This is a genomic window from Bartonella queenslandensis (genome assembly GCF_018155095.1).
In the GTDB taxonomy this organism is placed as follows: domain Bacteria; phylum Pseudomonadota; class Alphaproteobacteria; order Rhizobiales; family Rhizobiaceae; genus Bartonella; species Bartonella queenslandensis_B.
On the sequence record NZ_NAAI01000001.1, the window covers coordinates 269,650 to 285,243 of the forward strand.

At 37.8% G+C, this 15,594-nt stretch carries 13 protein-coding genes; 9 read left to right on the top strand and 4 right to left on the bottom strand.

Annotated features, from left to right (window positions below):
* Nucleotides 1–67 precede the first annotated feature (67 nt).
* Together B5V81_RS00985 and B5V81_RS00990 are read right to left on the bottom strand one after the other, a co-directional pair.
* Nucleotides 68–1,762 carry a tetratricopeptide repeat protein gene (locus B5V81_RS00985; RefSeq protein ID WP_212111309.1) on the bottom strand — a complete coding sequence of 565 codons (1,695 nt, stop codon included), beginning with the start codon at nt 1,760–1,762 and terminating at the stop codon, nt 68–70.
* 94 nt (nt 1,763–1,856) lie between these two features.
* The gene (locus tag B5V81_RS00990) at nt 1,857–2,933 is read right to left on the bottom strand and encodes a polyprenyl synthetase family protein (RefSeq protein WP_212111425.1); all 1,077 of its coding nucleotides are present in this window, start codon (nt 2,931–2,933) and stop codon (nt 1,857–1,859) included.
* Nucleotides 2,934–3,114: 181 nt separating this feature from the next.
* Between B5V81_RS00990 and B5V81_RS00995 the strand changes: the two genes are divergently transcribed.
* The 7 genes from B5V81_RS00995 to B5V81_RS01025 all read left to right on the top strand — a co-directional run bounded on the left by B5V81_RS00995 (nt 3,115) and on the right by B5V81_RS01025 (nt 10,033).
* The gene (locus B5V81_RS00995; RefSeq protein WP_212111312.1) at nt 3,115–3,903 is read left to right on the top strand and encodes a tRNA1(Val) (adenine(37)-N6)-methyltransferase; all 789 of its coding nucleotides are present in this window, start codon (nt 3,115–3,117) and stop codon (nt 3,901–3,903) included.
* 190 nt (nt 3,904–4,093) lie between these two features.
* Nucleotides 4,094–4,945, top strand: coding sequence for a S49 family peptidase (locus B5V81_RS01000; RefSeq protein WP_212111313.1), 852 nt, complete (start codon nt 4,094–4,096; stop codon nt 4,943–4,945).
* A gap of 222 nt (nt 4,946–5,167) precedes the next feature.
* On the top strand, nt 5,168–6,076 hold the full coding sequence (locus tag B5V81_RS01005) for a 4-(cytidine 5'-diphospho)-2-C-methyl-D-erythritol kinase (RefSeq protein ID WP_212111315.1): 909 nt from the start codon (nt 5,168–5,170) through the stop codon (nt 6,074–6,076).
* 241 nt (nt 6,077–6,317) lie between these two features.
* Complete coding sequence (gene rnhB / locus B5V81_RS01010) at nt 6,318–6,992, top strand: ribonuclease HII (RefSeq protein WP_212111317.1); 675 nt, start codon at nt 6,318–6,320, stop codon at nt 6,990–6,992.
* The gene (locus B5V81_RS01015; RefSeq protein ID WP_212111320.1) at nt 6,989–7,951 is read left to right on the top strand and encodes an L-threonylcarbamoyladenylate synthase; all 963 of its coding nucleotides are present in this window, start codon (nt 6,989–6,991) and stop codon (nt 7,949–7,951) included. The genes rnhB and B5V81_RS01015 overlap by 4 nt, the downstream gene beginning before the upstream one ends.
* Nucleotides 7,952–7,953: 2 nt before the next feature.
* Nucleotides 7,954–9,363, top strand: a complete 1,410-nt coding sequence (locus tag B5V81_RS01020; RefSeq protein WP_212111321.1) for an FAD-binding oxidoreductase — start codon at nt 7,954–7,956, stop codon at nt 9,361–9,363.
* Between the two features lie 142 nt (nt 9,364–9,505).
* On the top strand, nt 9,506–10,033 hold the full coding sequence (locus tag B5V81_RS01025) for a DUF6101 family protein (RefSeq protein WP_212111323.1): 528 nt from the start codon (nt 9,506–9,508) through the stop codon (nt 10,031–10,033).
* Between the two features lie 850 nt (nt 10,034–10,883).
* Here B5V81_RS01025 and purD read toward each other — a convergent pair.
* Nucleotides 10,884–12,158: a phosphoribosylamine--glycine ligase gene (purD, locus tag B5V81_RS01030; protein WP_212111325.1), complete on the bottom strand. Its 1,275-nt coding sequence runs from the start codon at nt 12,156–12,158 to the stop codon at nt 10,884–10,886.
* Between the two features lie 87 nt (nt 12,159–12,245).
* Between purD and ubiA the strand changes: the two genes are divergently transcribed.
* Nucleotides 12,246–13,250, top strand: a complete 1,005-nt coding sequence (gene ubiA / locus B5V81_RS01035; protein WP_212111326.1) for a 4-hydroxybenzoate octaprenyltransferase — start codon at nt 12,246–12,248, stop codon at nt 13,248–13,250.
* Between the two features lie 466 nt (nt 13,251–13,716).
* Here ubiA and pdxH read toward each other — a convergent pair whose 3' ends face one another.
* A complete protein-coding gene (gene pdxH, locus B5V81_RS01040; RefSeq protein WP_212111327.1) occupies nt 13,717–14,340 on the bottom strand; it encodes a pyridoxamine 5'-phosphate oxidase in 624 nt (207 codons plus the stop codon).
* Nucleotides 14,341–14,671: 331 nt separating this feature from the next.
* Between pdxH and B5V81_RS01045 the strand changes: the two genes are divergently transcribed.
* On the top strand, nt 14,672–15,574 hold the full coding sequence (locus B5V81_RS01045; protein ID WP_212111328.1) for a DnaJ C-terminal domain-containing protein: 903 nt from the start codon (nt 14,672–14,674) through the stop codon (nt 15,572–15,574).
* Nucleotides 15,575–15,594 lie beyond the last annotated feature (20 nt).

Consider the following 15,594-nt stretch of genomic DNA (forward strand, 5'->3'; position numbering starts at 1 on the left):
AGAAAGCGACCAAAGAAATTTCAGTCTCTCCGTTGATTATTTTATGTGGTTTACGGTTAAGCATTGTTTATTGCAAACCAAATTTCAATTTTTCTTGAATTTGTTTAGAATTTTCTGGTTTTCCGTCAATTGCGTGGTTCCATTGAAATATTGCTTCCCGTTTACGTCCAACTTTCCAATAGGCATCCCCTAAATGATCATTCAATGTTGGGTCCTCAGGTTGTAGTCTGACAGCATTTTCCAATATTTGGACTGCTTTGTTGTATTCTTTTAGTTTATAATAAGCCCATCCCAAAGAATCGAGAATATGACTGTTTTGAGCTTGCAAAGCAGAAGCTTTTTGCAACATCTGGAGTGATTCTTCAAGTTTTTCACCTCGTTCTACTAGGGAATAGGCTAAATAATTAAGAACCTGCGGTTGGTTCGGGAAAAATTCAAGTGATTTTCGCAAGTCAATTTCTGCTTTTGGCCACTGTTTTAGACGTTCAAAAGCAATACCACGCTGATAAAAAAGTTTCCAATCATCCTGCTGAAAGTCTTTTATCTGAGCAATAGCATAGTCTAGAGTTTTAGTCGCTTCAAGAAATTTATTGTCCTGCATATAAAAGGCAACAAGTGTTATCAAAATGTTACGATCATTGGGAAATTTTTTATTTAACAATGTGAGTAATTTTATTGCTTCTTTGTAATTGTTGTTATTGGCAAGAAGGAATGCAAGATGAAGTTGCCCATCTTTATAATAAGGAGATTTAGGGGATAAAGCGCGATAAAGTTTCATTGCTTGATCATGATCATCCAATTTAACAGAAATGTTTGCGAGCTGAAACAGTGTTGCGTCATTTTGAGGGTATAAGGTAAAAGATAATTGTTTGAAAATACGTGCAATCCGCCCTGAGTTTTTATGGTTGAGAGATGTCCCAAAGTTATACAATACCTCTGCTGTTCCTTGTTGAGGTGTTTTAATCAACCTCTCTAAGAAAGCATTTTTTTCAATTTTTTCTCGCAAGTTTTTAAAGACTTCTCGATCTGACAACATTTGTTCGCCATACTGGATGGTTTGAAGAGCTTGGTTGCGCATATTATGGCGCAATTGGAATGAGGCATAGGCTGTAATAATACGCTCATAGGTATTAGGAGCAATAAGAGTTCCCTGTTTATTACTCAGTGCTTTAATGAAATATTTTTTTGCATCCTTTGGTTGTTCTGCAAGGTCGCTCATAAGTGCTAGATGATAAGAGATAAAAAGCTCATACCAGTCAGGACCTTTGAGCTTCTTAAGATCAGCAATTGCTTGAGATTTTTGTCCAGATCCAAATGTAATCCAAGCCCCGATGAGTTCAGGTATTGGGTTGTTAGCTGTCGAAGGTTCTTTTAATTGCAGAAGAAGCTTGGCATTTTTATAGTCTTTTTTGATGAGACTTTCTATCGACAATGTTAAGGAAACAAAGGGAGTTATAACATCTTGTTCTTTGAGTTTTTGAGCTTGTTGCACAGCTTCTTTAAAGTCTCCGACCAAGAGCATAGCTTCAAGGAGCTCTTTTTGTGTTTCAATGTTGTCAGGTTTATAAATGAGTGCCTGTTTAAAATAATTGATAGCAAGATCTGTTTTATTTTCATGATTTGCAACCCTTCCAGCTAAATAAGCACCTGTAAATGAGCTTGTATGAGTCGCCATGCTTATTTTACTGTATGTAGGGGATGGCATCAGCATGATACCCACGATAAAGAGGGTAAAAAGTCGGGATACCGTTGCAGAGCACATGGAGCTAATCCTTTTCAAGATAATCAATCGATTGTGTCGTTTATAAATCAATCTCATTACTGTGTTTGAGAAATACTGCGATTCTTGCAAAGAATCAGTTTACGCGTGTAATGCAAAACTCAACAGCCTCAACGAGAGCATTATAAGCAAGATTTTCATTCATGGGAATAAGAGCATCAATTGCATGTTTTCCATAGATGCGTGCTTGTTCTATGGTATCTGTGATACTATTATATTTCTCCATTAAGTGTTGCGCGTGTATGAAGGCTTCATTATTGTTATTGCCATCTTCAAGTGCTTCTTTCCAGAAAGCTTTTTCAGCCATATTCCCGCGCTCATATGCCAGAATAACAGGCATCGTGATTTTCCCTTCTCGAAAATCATCTCCTATATTTTTTCCTAAGTTTTGAGCACTACCACTATAGTCAAGAGCGTCATCAATCAATTGGAAAGCTAAACCTAAAGATGTTCCATATTCACGTAATGCAGAACGCTCTTTATCTCCATAGCCAGCAACAATGGGTCCTACTTCGGCGGCTGCTGAAAAAAGTGCTGCTGTTTTTGCATTGATGATTTTGAGATAGTCTGAAGGACTGGTTTTGATATTTTTTTCAGCAGAAAGTTGCATAACTTCTCCTTCGGCAATAATTGCAGCAGCGTTTGCTAAGACAGAGAGCGCTTCTATAGAGCCGACATCAACCATCATTTTAAAAGCTTGACCCAACAAGAAATCACCAACAAGTACACTTGCTTGATTTCCCCAAATCATCCGTGCTGTAGATTTTCCACGTCGTAAATTACTTTCATCAATCACATCATCGTGCAGTAATGTTGCTGTATGCATAAATTCAACAGCTGTTGCAAGTTTTATATGCCCGTCACTTTGATAATTAAACATATGAGCAGAAGCGATGGTAATCATTGGTCGTAATCGCTTTCCCCCTGATGAAATAAGATGATTAGAAATTTCAGGAATCATCTCAACCTCTGATTTTGCCATAGAGAGAATAAATTGATTTACGCGCTTCATATCTTGTTGAGTAAGATTGATAAGAGATTGAAGAGAAATTTGATTATTTCTTATTTGTTCTGATTTGATGGCTGCACTCAATGTATTTACTCCTAGAGTATTGCAATGGACATATATAAATTCTATTTTATTGGTTAGCATAAAGGGGGTTTTGTTTTGACTCAAGCCTTTGATGTGGCTTTGAAGTGTAAGCTTTAAATGATCTTGTCAAGAAATGTTCTTTAATTAAGTGTAATGTTGTTGTTATAAAATGATAAAAAAATTAAAATGGCAGCTGAATAGCGAAAGTGTAACTTATACAAGCTGAACATTAGACTTTTAAATGGATAAAGTGACGAATCAGAGAGGTGAGACGATTGACAGTTTTCATCGCGGGAAATTTTATTTAGTTCAACCTCATAAACATGGTCATCGTTCTGGGATGGATGCTATGTTATTAGCGAGTTTGGTTCCTACTGATTTAAAAGGTAAGGTTGTTGATTTAGGGGCGGGAGCTGGAGCTGCAGGGTTGGCTGTTGCTTCGCGTTGTCCGCAAGTTCATGTTACCTTAGTTGAACGTTCATCTTTTATGGTATCTTACGCTCAAAAAACGCTGATGCTAAAACAAAATAAACAATTTGCTGGCCGCATTTGTTTGCTAGAAGCAGATGTCTCCCTCAAAGGGAATGAACGTATAACAGCAGGTTTGATAGATAATAGCTTTGATTTTGCGATTATGAATCCACCTTTTAATAATCCTACTGATCGCAAGACACCTGATAAACAAAAATCTGAAGCACACGTTATGCCAGAAGCGATGTTTGATAACTGGCTACGCAGTGCAGCAGCGATTGTTAAGCCAGGCGGATACTTAGGACTCATTGCGCGACCACAATCACTGGCAGATATTTTGCGTGCTTTAGAGGGACGTTTTGGTGGTATTTGTATAGTTCCTGTGCATGCACGCGCCAAAACAGCAGCAATTCGTCTTTTATTTTACGCAAAACGAGGAAGCAGAGCAGCTTTATCACTTTTACCGGCATTGGTTATCCATGAAGAGAATGGCCATACTTTTTCACCACGGATTGATGCAATTAATAATGGATATATAAGCTTGTGGGAACTTTTGTAATGGTATCTTTGCGTTTTTCAGTTTATTATTTAAAGTCTACACTTTGTTATTAGGGAGGTTTAGCTTTTGGGTGAAATTATATTTCTGGTTATAATGTGGGGGGCGATTGGTGTTTTTGGATGGTATCGCGTTGTTCCTTTTTGTTGTCCTTTCCTCTTTAATTTTTCTTAACTTATAAGGAGATTTTGTTTTGATTGATGTTATCAAGAAACTTGTTCCCCATCGTTTTTCTTCCAATAAATTGGAAATTCCTGTCGTTCGCCTTCAAGGAGCGATTATGGATTCGTCAACATCTATATCTCGTACGCTTTCCCTCAGTAGATGTGCCAATCTTTTAGAGAAGGCTTTTGCATACAAAAAAGCACCGGCTATTGTCCTTATTATCAATTCTCCTGGTGGTTCACCTGTACAATCGCGTTTAATCTTCAAGCGTATTCGTGATTTGGCAGAAGAAAAAAATAAAAAGGTTTTTGTATTTATTGAAGATATAGCAGCATCCGGTGGTTATATGATTGCTTGTGCGGGCGATGAAATTTTTGCCGATCCTTCTTCGATTGTTGGTTCCATAGGGGTGGTTTCAGCTTCCTTTGGTTTTCCGGAACTTTTGAAGAAAATTGGTGTGGAGCGGCGCGTTTACACAGCAGGAAAGAACAAGGTTACACTCGATCCATTTCAGCCTGAAAAAAAGGCGGATATTGAGCATTTGAAATCTCTCCAACTGGAAGTGCATCAAACTTTTATCGATTTAGTTAAAGAGCGGCGTTCTACAAAATTATCAAATGATTTGAATCTCTTTACAGGAATGTTTTGGAGTGGAAAAAAAGGCGTTGAACTTGGTTTGATTGACGGATTAAATGATGTCCGTTCTGTTATTAAGGAGCGCTTTGGTCGTGATGCAAAACTTCGACTTATTACGCCTCAAAAAAGTTTTTTAGGCCTTAAAACGCCTTCAGGAGTAACTGCTCATACAGTTTATACAGCAGTTGACAGCGCATTGATGGCAGCAGAAGAGCGGGCACTTTGGCAGCGTTACGGTTTGTGAGGCCAAGAATCATTCGAGAGGGGGTTTATCTAAAAACAGATGATAGAAGAAAAGAGGCTTGAAATGGTACAAAAGTTTATTTTGTATAAGGACTTTTCATATTTATGATTTGTTTAGAAAACGATTAAGAATGTTCCAAGCTGTTTATAGGGTTGGTGCTAAAGGTATGGATGAAAGGAGCATATTTATAAAAGAACTCTGTATAGGTTAATATTACGTCATATGATATCAAATGTAAAAGCTTCTATCCAAAATCATTCTTATGTATTTACACCCATTAAATTGAATTTAGCTTTGCATGTTGTGGGGCAACGTGCTGATGGTTATCATTTAATAGAAAGTTTGGTTTATTTTAGTCTTAGCGGTGATTGCCTGCACTATGCGTCTTGTGAAAGTGACCAGTTTGTTTTAACGGGATCGTTTGCAAAAGGGCTTGTTTCTCATTCAGATAATTTGGTTATTCGTGCACGGGATTTTATGCATAAGACTTTTCCTGAAAGTGCTCAACCTGCTTTTTTTCGACTTGTAAAAACACTCCCTATTGCTTCAGGCATTGGTGGTGGCTCAGGCGATGCCGCAGGGGTTATCAGCATATTGCGTCAACAGTGGAATCTTGATTGCTCTTGTGAAAAATTAGCAAAAATGAGTTTAGTTCTTGGTGCTGATGTTCCCATGTGTCTTTTTGCACTGGAATATCAGCAGCCACTTTTGGTAAAAGGGATTGGCCAAGAGATTATACAACTAAAAGAAGCCTGTCCTCTTGCGATAGTATTGGTTAATCATGGCCAAAAGATTTCAACACAAGCTGTTTTTAAAGCGTTAGACAAGCATCATCATCCTTCTTTAAAAATTAATCCAGTTGCTTTAAAGACTGTTGATTCATTGGTTGAAGCTTTACAAGAAACGCGAAATGATCTTTTTTCTCCGGCATTAAAAATGGCACCTCAGTTAGCTGAAGTATTATCTGTATTAGATGAATGTGGCTCTCTTTTTTCTCGTATGTCTGGAACGGGGGCAACTTGTTTTGGCATTTTTAAAAATCAACAAGCCGCGCAAAAAGCAGCTCTTTTGATCAAGTCAATGCACCCAAATTGGTTTGTAAAACCGATCATGACTTTGGGAAATATTTGAGAAGTAAAAACTTTTATTTTATCCTGATTCTACTATACCTCATGAAGAGGCTAACTAAAGAAATCTGTTTTTTTAGATAAAATGAATACATGCGAGAATAATCTTTTAGAAGAGAAAATGGACAATAGCATACTCTTTATCTCATGGTTTGTTTTTATCTTTTGTGTAAGAATTCGCAGAATGTTTGAAGAGCCATTTAAAACTGTAATGCTTGCAGAAAATAAACAGGCTAAAGACATAAGTGTATATTTGTTGTATTTGTGATTTATCAAAGAGGTTTAATTTGCCGCATCAGCCAAATTTTTCGTGTGAATTGGATTTGCAGAAACAGGGTTTTTTTCATATAGCCGGTGTTGATGAAGTAGGACGGGGACCTCTCGCTGGACCGGTGGTAACGGCAGCAGTTATCTTGGATAAAGATCATATTCCTGATGGATTAAATGATTCGAAAAAACTTTCTTTTCTCCAACGAAATAAGCTTTACTATGAAATTTTGCAAAGTGCCTTAGCCGTTTCAGTTGCTAGTCTTTGTGCTCGTACAATTGATCAATCTAATATTAGAAACGCAACTTTAGAAGCAATGCGTCGCTGTATTATAGGGTTAGCTGTTCCAGCCCATTATGTACTTGTTGATGGACGCGATATCCCCTCTGAGTTGCTCTGTCCTGCAATGGCATTGATTAAAGGCGATCAGCGTTCGGTTTCAATTGCAGCAGCATCTATTATTGCGAAAGTAACGCGTGACCGGATGATGGAATGTGCAGGACGAGTTTATACAGATTATGGCTTAGAGAAGCACGTAGGGTATGCAACATTAGCCCATCGTACAGCGCTTGATAAATATGGTCCAATTGTAGGGCTACATCGTTATAGTTTTGCACCACTCAAAGAGCGTTATAGGAATGATCTGTCATGACGATTCGACCACTCAATAGCGCTTCGATAAAAGAGGCAATAGCGCTTCTTGAACAAGGGAGGTTAGTCGCATTACCAACGGAAACTGTTTATGGATTAGCGGGCGATGCAACCAATGAGAGGGCAATTTCCTCTATTTTTTCTACAAAGAGTCGTCCGCAAATTAATCCTCTGATTGTGCATGTCAGCAGTATTGAAATGGCAGAACGGTATGTTAAAATTGATTTTCTTTCACGACAGTTAATGGAGAAATTTTGGCCAGGACCTTTAACATTGGTTTTACCTTTAAAGGAAAAGCATAATATCCATCCTTTAACAACTGCCGGTTTAAATACTTTGGCTGTTCGTTTTCCAGACAGTCGTTTTGCGGAAGTTGTACAATATTTTGGCCGCCCACTTGCTGCTCCTAGTGCGAATCAATCAGGACGTCTTAGTCCTACTTCCGCTGAGTCTGTTTTTGCATCTTTGGGAGAATCCGTGCCTTTGATATTGGATGGAGGACCTACGAAAATAGGGCTTGAATCAACGATTGTTAAGATTTGTGGTGAAAGTATTTATCTTTTGCGTCCAGGGGGGCTTGCAGCTGATAAAATTGAAGAAGTTGTGGGGAGGTCTTTACAACGGATAGATCAAAGGTCGGCGATTGAAGCTCCAGGAATGTTAAAGTCACATTATGCTCCCAATGCCGCGATTCGTTTGAATGTAGAAAAGGTAGAAAATGGTGAAGCACTTTTAGCCTTTGGTCCAAAACGCGTTATGGGGGCTGAAAATGCCGTTTTTATTTTAAACCTTAGCGAAGAAGGAAAGTTGGAAGAAGCAGCTTCTCATTTATTTCAATACATAAAGGAATTGGATTTATTTAAAGTGCGATGTATTGCCGTAGAACCTATTCCATCATATGGATTAGGAGAAGCGATCAATGACCGTCTTATAAGAGCTGCAGCTCCAAGGGAGAAATAAACATGGAGCAGGAATTAATTGAGAGGTTTAGAGAAATTGTTGGTGCCAAGAATGCTATAACAGATCAGGCGTTGATTGCACCCTATTTGCTTGAAGAGCGAGGGCTTTTTCATGGAAAAACCCCCTTACTTTTACGTCCATCTTCACCGCAAGAAATCTCATTGATTATGCAGTTAGCGAGCCAAACACGCACACCAATTGTACCCCAGGGGGGAAATACAGGGCTCGTGGGAGGGCAACAACCAGATGAAAGAGGAGAGAGCGTTCTTTTATCCATGGAGCGATTAAATAAGATTAGAGCGATGAATCTTGATGGGAATTTCGTTGTTGTAGAAGCTGGTGTTATTTTACAGGATTTACAAAAAAAAGTGGATGAATCAGGCCGTTTTTTTCCTCTTTCTTTGGCATCTGAAGGATCTTGCCAAATAGGAGGAAATCTTTCATCAAATGCTGGAGGGACTGCTGTTTTAGTCTATGGCAATATGCGTGATCTTTGTCTTGGTTTAGAGGTTGTTTTACCGGATGGTCGTATTTTAGATGATTTGCGTTTTGTCAAAAAAGACAATAGCGGTTATGATTTAAAAAATCTTTTTATTGGTGCAGAAGGCACATTAGGCGTTATAACGGCAGCTGTTTTAAAGATTTTTCCAAAAATAAAAGCAAAAGCAATTGCTTTGGTAGGATTACATAGTCCAGCGAAAGCTCTAGAGTTTTTATCTCTTGCTCAAGAATATGGAGGAGGGATGGTGACAGGTTTTGAACTCATGGGAAATCTCAGTTTTCAAATGGCTTTAGATTATAAGAGGTGTGAGAAGTCGCCTCTTCAACAGAAACATGAATGGTACGTATTGATGAACATTTCATCGTTGCAAGGTGATGATGAAGCTTTATCTGTGTTGAGTATTATATTAGAAAAAGCCTTAAAGAGGGCGGTGATAGAAGATGCAATTGTTGCACAATCCTTAAAACAGCAAGATTTTTTTTGGCAATTGCGAGAAAGTATATCATCGGCACAAAAGCTGGCGGGAGGGTCTATTAAGCACGATATTGCAGTACCACTTGCTTCCGTTCCTGATTTTATTGCTGAGGCAGCACTTATTGTTGAAGATATTGCTCCAGGGGCACGAGTGGTTTGTTTTGGACATATGGGGGATGGAAATTTGCATTATAATGTTACACAACCGATAGGCGCTGATACGACAGCATTCTTGCAGTTATGGTCAAAAATGAATCATCGCATTCATAGGTTGGTGATGGACTATCAAGGTGCATTTTCTGCTGAGCATGGAATTGGTCAGCTTAAGCGGGAAGAACTTCGTTCTTTTAAATCGCCTGTTGCATTGGATATTATGCGAGGGATTAAGAAAACGCTCGATCCTTTAGGAATCATGAATCCTAGAAAAGTATTATAATTCAAGAATGCTGATCTATATTTTTGTTTAGGTTTTAATAACCAAAAAAGAAATCTGTTGTTTTTTATTCAAACTTTTAATAATCCAATGAGGAAAAGCTGCTAAAAGGTGTATGTTATCTAAGTAAATTGGGACACTGTATATGGCTAATCAATGCTTTAATCAGGCAAAAGCGGTGCTTGAATTTCGGTTAGATCCGTGCCATTTGCCACAAACGACGACGTATTTTTCATCTAAAACGGGCAATAAGGTCATTTGTTCGTTAAATGAGCGCGGTGTTTTTTTAAAAATGGATAAGCCTTCAAGCTTATCGCATTTAGTTCCCCCTTATCATTTCAAAGGGATTGCGGCGCGTACCGTAAAAACGCGTTCAGGAGAAAGAGCTGTTGCATTAGAGTTACTTCATGCAGATGAGAAATCTTGTATTCCGCTTTTGGTTTCTAGAGATTTGAATAATGTTCTTCTGGATTGGCGTTTATGGGCAGATACTTATAACCTTCCCATGCTTATGATTAATGAAGATAATCGCATCGTGGCTGTAAAAGATCGTTCTGATTTACATCGATTTTTTTATGCAATGCCGCATTCTAAACAAAAGCGTTTTTTACTTCGTTATAGCAATCCGTTAGGTTTGCGTTTGGTGATTTCGAATCGAATTGCACTTCAGTAAATTAGTATGCGATCATAGGCATTGATTTTACCGAGCCATAAAGCACCATTATTTAGTGTGATGATATGAGGCATACAGAGCTTTACCGCATGAAGTATTTTTAGGAGACTTAGTGAATATTCTTCAATTTTCTTGTCGTGCCTTATGTCAGTGAAACATATGAGTGCGAATCCAAGGGAAAACTCAAGAGGAAGTTATTCAATGAGAAATTTGATTGTTTAAAGATTGGTTCTAACAGGATTCTTAGCTCTTTAAGGCAAAGAGGAAGCCAAGGATTGTAAATTAAGAGTTTTTTGATCGCATCTATCGGCAGCAGGAATCGACTATACTAAATGCTTTTTTGTTGATTATGTGATTTTTGGTTTTACTACGTTGTTAAAACACGATCAGATTGCTGGGAGTGTTTTTTACTTTCTTTTGTATAAAGCAAGTTATTGATTTATAAAAATAATGGTCATTTTCTTGCACATTACAAGGAGGGAAGGCTCATGTGGATGAGGAACATTAAAAAGAGCAAAAACTCTCTGATAAGTTTTCTAGATAACAAGGGTTATATTGTAGTATTGGGATTTGGATACAAGAACGTTATTAGGATTTATCTTTATTTAATAAAAATAGCAGAATGAACTGATATTCTTCACGGTTAATATCATGAAATGATAAAAAGAGCATGAGAGATATTGCTTTGTGCGTGAATAAGATGAGTATATTCTTTTTTAGGTATTTTATTCTTTAAAGAAAAATATACACGTTTTCTTCAAAAGTTATGGTTAACACCACATAATCAGAAGATTCATATATCATGCTCTTAGGTGAAAGAATCAAATCGTAAAAAAGAATACCCCCCAATTTAGTTTTCTCGCGCAATGGCTCGCCATCCGATATCACGACGAACAAAGCCTTCTGGCCAATCAATACAATCAACAGCTTCATAAGCACGTTTTTGTGCGCTCGTAATTGTTTTTCCTGTTGCTGTTATATTGAGGACACGTCCTCCATTTGCAATAAGCTCTCCATTGCGCAATGCGGTACCAGCTTGAAAAACTTTTACATCAGGAAGTGTGTTTACTTTATCAACATTACGGATAACAGTTCCTTTTTGAGGAGAGGCTGGATAACCATGCGCAGCCATAACAACAGTAAGAGCAGTTTTATCGGACCACTGAAGAGGTTTATTTTCAAGCTTTCCTTGAGCTGCGGCAAGAAATATCGGTAGAATATCACTTTTGAGGCGCATCATTAAAACTTGACATTCAGGATCACCGAATCGTACGTTAAATTCAATAAGTTCAGGTCCTTTTTGCGTTATCATCAATCCGACGAAGAGAATGCCTTTAAAAGGGGCGCCCATTTCGTGCATACTTTTTAAAGCAGGTTCAACAATTTCTTTGAGGGTACGATTCACCATTTCTTCGGTCATGATGGGCGCTGGTGAATAAGCGCCCATACCACCGGTGTTTGCTCCAGTATCTCCATCTCCCACACGCTTATGATCTTGAGCAGATCCAAAGGGAAGAGCAATTTTACCATCACAAAGACAGAAGAAGCTTGCTTCTTCACCTTCAAGAAAAGATTCTACAACAATTTTGTTTCCCGCATCTCCAAAGGCACTTTTGAAGCAGGCATCGACTGCGTTAAATGCTTCTTCTATCGTTGTTGCAACCACAACACCTTTGCCAGCTGCTAAGCCATCTGCTTTAATGACAATGGGAACCCCTTGTTGATGAATGTAAGCTTTGGCTTTTGCCGCATCATTAAAGCATTGGTAACTTCCTGTAGGAATGTTATTCTTACGACATAAATCTTTTGTAAAAGCTTTTGAACCTTCTAGTTGAGCCGCTTTTTGAGTAGGACCAAATACACAGATGTTAGCGCTATTAAGAGAGTCAGTTATACCAGCAACCAATGGTGCTTCTGGTCCCACAATCACAAGATCAATAGAATGTGCTTTACAAAAATCAATAACAAGGGGGTGGTTATCAATGTCTAAATTAATATTTTCACCAAATTCTGTTGTTGCAGGATTTCCAGGAGCGCAATATAACTTTTTGAGTAGTGGTGATGCTGCTATTTTCCATGCTAAAGCATGTTCTCGTCCACCTGAACCAATAAGAAGAATATTCATTGCTTGCTCCTCTCATAAAAGATGATTAATCTCATCTTCTCATAAGAATGAAATGTCTCTATCGCAAGACTAAAGGTAAATCATTTGATGAAAAAAAATAAAAATATCGCACCTGTTCAGTCCTATGATAGCCAAGGACGGGTTATGGATGCATCTTCCAACCAATGGGTCTATAATTTTCTTCCCTGTTCTTTATGGTTTTATGCGCAATTGGCGCGTTGGGACCGGCCTATCGGATGGCAATTGTTGATGTGGCCTTGTTTTTGGTCAACAACAATGGCTTTTCTCTCTTATGACATGCATTATGAACCTCTTTTACCAATGTTGCTTCATTGGGTTTGGTATCTTTTTCTTTTTTTCCTGGGATCCATCGCTATGCGAGGGGCAGGATGCACTTGGAATGATCTTGTTGACCATAAAATTGATTCTCAGGTAGAGAGAACACGTTCTCGCCCATTACCGACAGGTCATGTGAGTCGGTTTCAAGCAAAAGTTTTTATACTTGTGCAATGTTTAGTTGGTTTAGGCGTTTTATCACAATTTAATAAGTTTAGTTTTTTTCTAGGCATTTCGTCATTGATAGCTGTTGCATTTTATCCTTTTATGAAACGCGTAACCTATTGGCCGCAGTTTTTTTTGGGCGTTGCATTTAATTGGGGAGGATTAATGGGGTGGGCCGTTGTGTTTGGAAGTTTAAGCTGGGCACCAATTTTACTTTATGTGGGATCAATCTTATGGACCATAGGATATGATACAATCTACGCACATCAAGATAAAGAGGATGATGCTACTGTTGGTATCGGTTCTACGGCACTTCTCTTTGGTAAAGGAACTAAGTGTGCTTTAGTATTTCTGTATGGTGGTTTTGTCGTATTCGTTAGTTTAGCATTTTATTTGGCTAAAGTTCCTCTCTTGAGTTTTTTGGGAATTTTTGCGGCAAGCATTCATATGTTTATTCAAATTAAAGTCATTGATATAGATGACAGTTCACAATGCCTCAGGCTTTTCAAGTCTAATTCGCTTATTGGTTTTGTGATTTTTGTTGGCTTAGTCTGTGGTGGTCTATGGATGATATTTAATTATGCAGTTTAACAACGCGTTAGATAAAGTCATATGTTCTTGATAGTGGAGAGAGGAATGAAAATACAAAGATACTTTCATGAGTTTTAATATTTTTGTTCCAGCTCTTTCTTGTTTGAAATAACGGTTTTTTTCAAATTTTATTAAAATAAAAATAGACTTTAGGAGAAATGAAAACCTTTTTAAATTGAAAGTGCGCCTTCTCTTTATTCATCAGAATCAAATGATATATGACTGTTTTATCTTAGGCTTCATTTAAATATTACAGCGTTTCTTATCAGAAATTCAAAAGTAAAGTCATAGTTTTTGCTGAATACAGCATTTCCTCTTCAATAGACTTGTTGCTTATCGACTTTTAAGCGATAGAGGATATTATCAAACAACGTTGAGAAATAAATCATCTCTTTTTAGAATTTTGCAAATAGAAAATAATCGTTTAGCCGTTAGGAAAAACTTCAGAACAATGAAGCTTGAAGAATTAGGGGTAAAGTTTTTGTCTTTTCCAATTATTGTGTTCAACACAATCACGTGTAAAAAGCAGACGATCGTGTAAACGAAATGGGCGATCACACCAAAACTCTATAGAAAGGGGTTTAACACGAAAACCAGACCAATAAGGTGGTCGTGGAATATTGCCTAGAGCATAACGCGCAGTATATTGAGCAATTGCTTTTTCGAGCACAAAACGATTTTCTAATGGTTGAGATTGTTTAGATGCCCATGCACCAATTCGACTCCCACGGGGGCGCGATTGGAAATAGGCATCGGCTTCCTGGGGACTGACTTTTTCAACAATTCCTCTTATTCTAACCTGACGACGGAGCGACTTCCAATGAAACCCTAAGGATGCTTTCATTGATTTTAAAATTTCTTGTCCTTTACAGCTTTCATAATTTGTATAGAAGACGAATCCTTGAGGATTATAGTCTTTGAGGAGAACCATACGAACATTAGGGAGGCCTGTTTCGTCAACTGTTGCGAGTGCCATAGCATTTGGATCATTTATTTCGTTTATCGTCGCCTCTTCAAGCCATTGTGCAAAAAGTTCAAAAGGTTTTTGCATTCGCATAAAATGATCGTCTGTTGGTATTTTATCGCTCATAGTGTCTCCAAATGTCAGTGAGCATGGATATTTTCTCATTTACTTTTTCATTTAGAAGTAAAGTACCATTTTTTCTTATTTTCAAAAAGCCAATGCTTTCATATATTTTAAATGCGTATTTTTATGGTGGTTTTGTTATTTTTGTCTTTAGCATAGACAACAATGAGCTATATTAAATAAATATCTCATTTTATCTGGTATTTTAGTTTCTTGATAGACATATAAAGAAAAGAAGAAGTTATTCTCTAGAATAGATTGATGAAGGTATGAGGGATATTGAGCAACATATCCGTTAATATTTTGGAAACGAAAAAATTGAAAAGAGGACAATATGCGTGATCCCTACACGATTCTGGGTGTGGCACGTACCGCGAAATCACAAGAGATTAAATCAGCATTTAGAAAATTAGCAAAGAAGTATCATCCAGACCACAATAAAGATGATGCAAAGGCTAAAGAAAAGTTTGCTGAAATTAATCAAGCTTATGAAATTATAGGTGATAAAGATAAAAAGGCACAATTTGACCGGGGTGAAATTGATATGGAAGGGAAACCGCTTTATCAAGCCTATGGTGCGGGTGAAAATTTTAACAATAAACAAAACCCCTTTTCAGGAAGAGCAAAAGGATTTGATTTTTCCTCTTCAGGGGGGGCCGGTTTTGATGCGAGTGATATTTTTCGCGATCTCTTTGGGGGAGGCGGTAGCTTTTCAAATTCCACACACTATAATCGCTCTCAACAAGGAGCCCATATTCGCGCTAATCTTACCATAACATTAGAGCAGATGATTGGTGCAGAAAAGGTGGAAGCTGTTTTTCCTCATGGAAAAAAGTTAAAAATTAAACTTCCCGATTATATTGAAGACGGGCAAACTATTCGTTTAAAAGGTCAGGGAGAAGAGGTTCCTCATGGGCAAGCAGGCGATGCGTTGATCACCATTCAGATTCAAAAACATTCTCGTTTTCGGGTTGAAGGAAGAGCACTTCATCTTGATTTACCCGTTTCTCTTAAACATGCTGTTTTGGGAGCAAAAGAAGAAGTTGAGACATTGGAGGGACGTGTGGTTTTAACGATTCCTGCTTGGTCGAGTTCTGATCGCGTTTTGCGGTTGAAAGGAAAAGGACTTCGTTTAAAAAATGGTACAAGAGATGATCTCTATGTGCATGTTCGTATTATGTTGCCGGAAGGTGGAAATGCAGCGCTAGAACAGTTTTTTCAAATGCAAAAAGATTAATTTTTAAAATTTTTATATAG

Bases quoted from the DNA above. Each gene is read 5' to 3' on its own strand.
- pdxH (WP_212111327.1), bottom strand. From the start codon at position 14,340: ATGAGCGATAAAATACCAACAGACGATCATTTTATGCGAATGCAAAAA.
- purD (WP_212111325.1), bottom strand. From the start codon at position 12,158: ATGAATATTCTTCTTATTGGTTCAGGTGGACGAGAACATGCTTTAGCA.
- B5V81_RS00990 (WP_212111425.1), bottom strand. From the start codon at position 2,933: ATGCTAACCAATAAAATAGAATTTATATATGTCCATTGCAATACTCTA.
- B5V81_RS01045 (WP_212111328.1), top strand. From the start codon at position 14,672: ATGCGTGATCCCTACACGATTCTGGGTGTGGCACGTACCGCGAAATCA.
- ubiA (WP_212111326.1), top strand. From the start codon at position 12,246: ATGAAAAAAAATAAAAATATCGCACCTGTTCAGTCCTATGATAGCCAA.
- B5V81_RS01020 (WP_212111321.1), top strand. From the start codon at position 7,954: ATGGAGCAGGAATTAATTGAGAGGTTTAGAGAAATTGTTGGTGCCAAG.
- B5V81_RS01015 (WP_212111320.1), top strand. From the start codon at position 6,989: ATGACGATTCGACCACTCAATAGCGCTTCGATAAAAGAGGCAATAGCG.
- B5V81_RS00985 (WP_212111309.1), bottom strand. From the start codon at position 1,762: ATGTGCTCTGCAACGGTATCCCGACTTTTTACCCTCTTTATCGTGGGT.
- B5V81_RS00995 (WP_212111312.1), top strand. From the start codon at position 3,115: ATGGATAAAGTGACGAATCAGAGAGGTGAGACGATTGACAGTTTTCAT.
- B5V81_RS01005 (WP_212111315.1), top strand. From the start codon at position 5,168: ATGATATCAAATGTAAAAGCTTCTATCCAAAATCATTCTTATGTATTT.
- B5V81_RS01025 (WP_212111323.1), top strand. From the start codon at position 9,506: ATGGCTAATCAATGCTTTAATCAGGCAAAAGCGGTGCTTGAATTTCGG.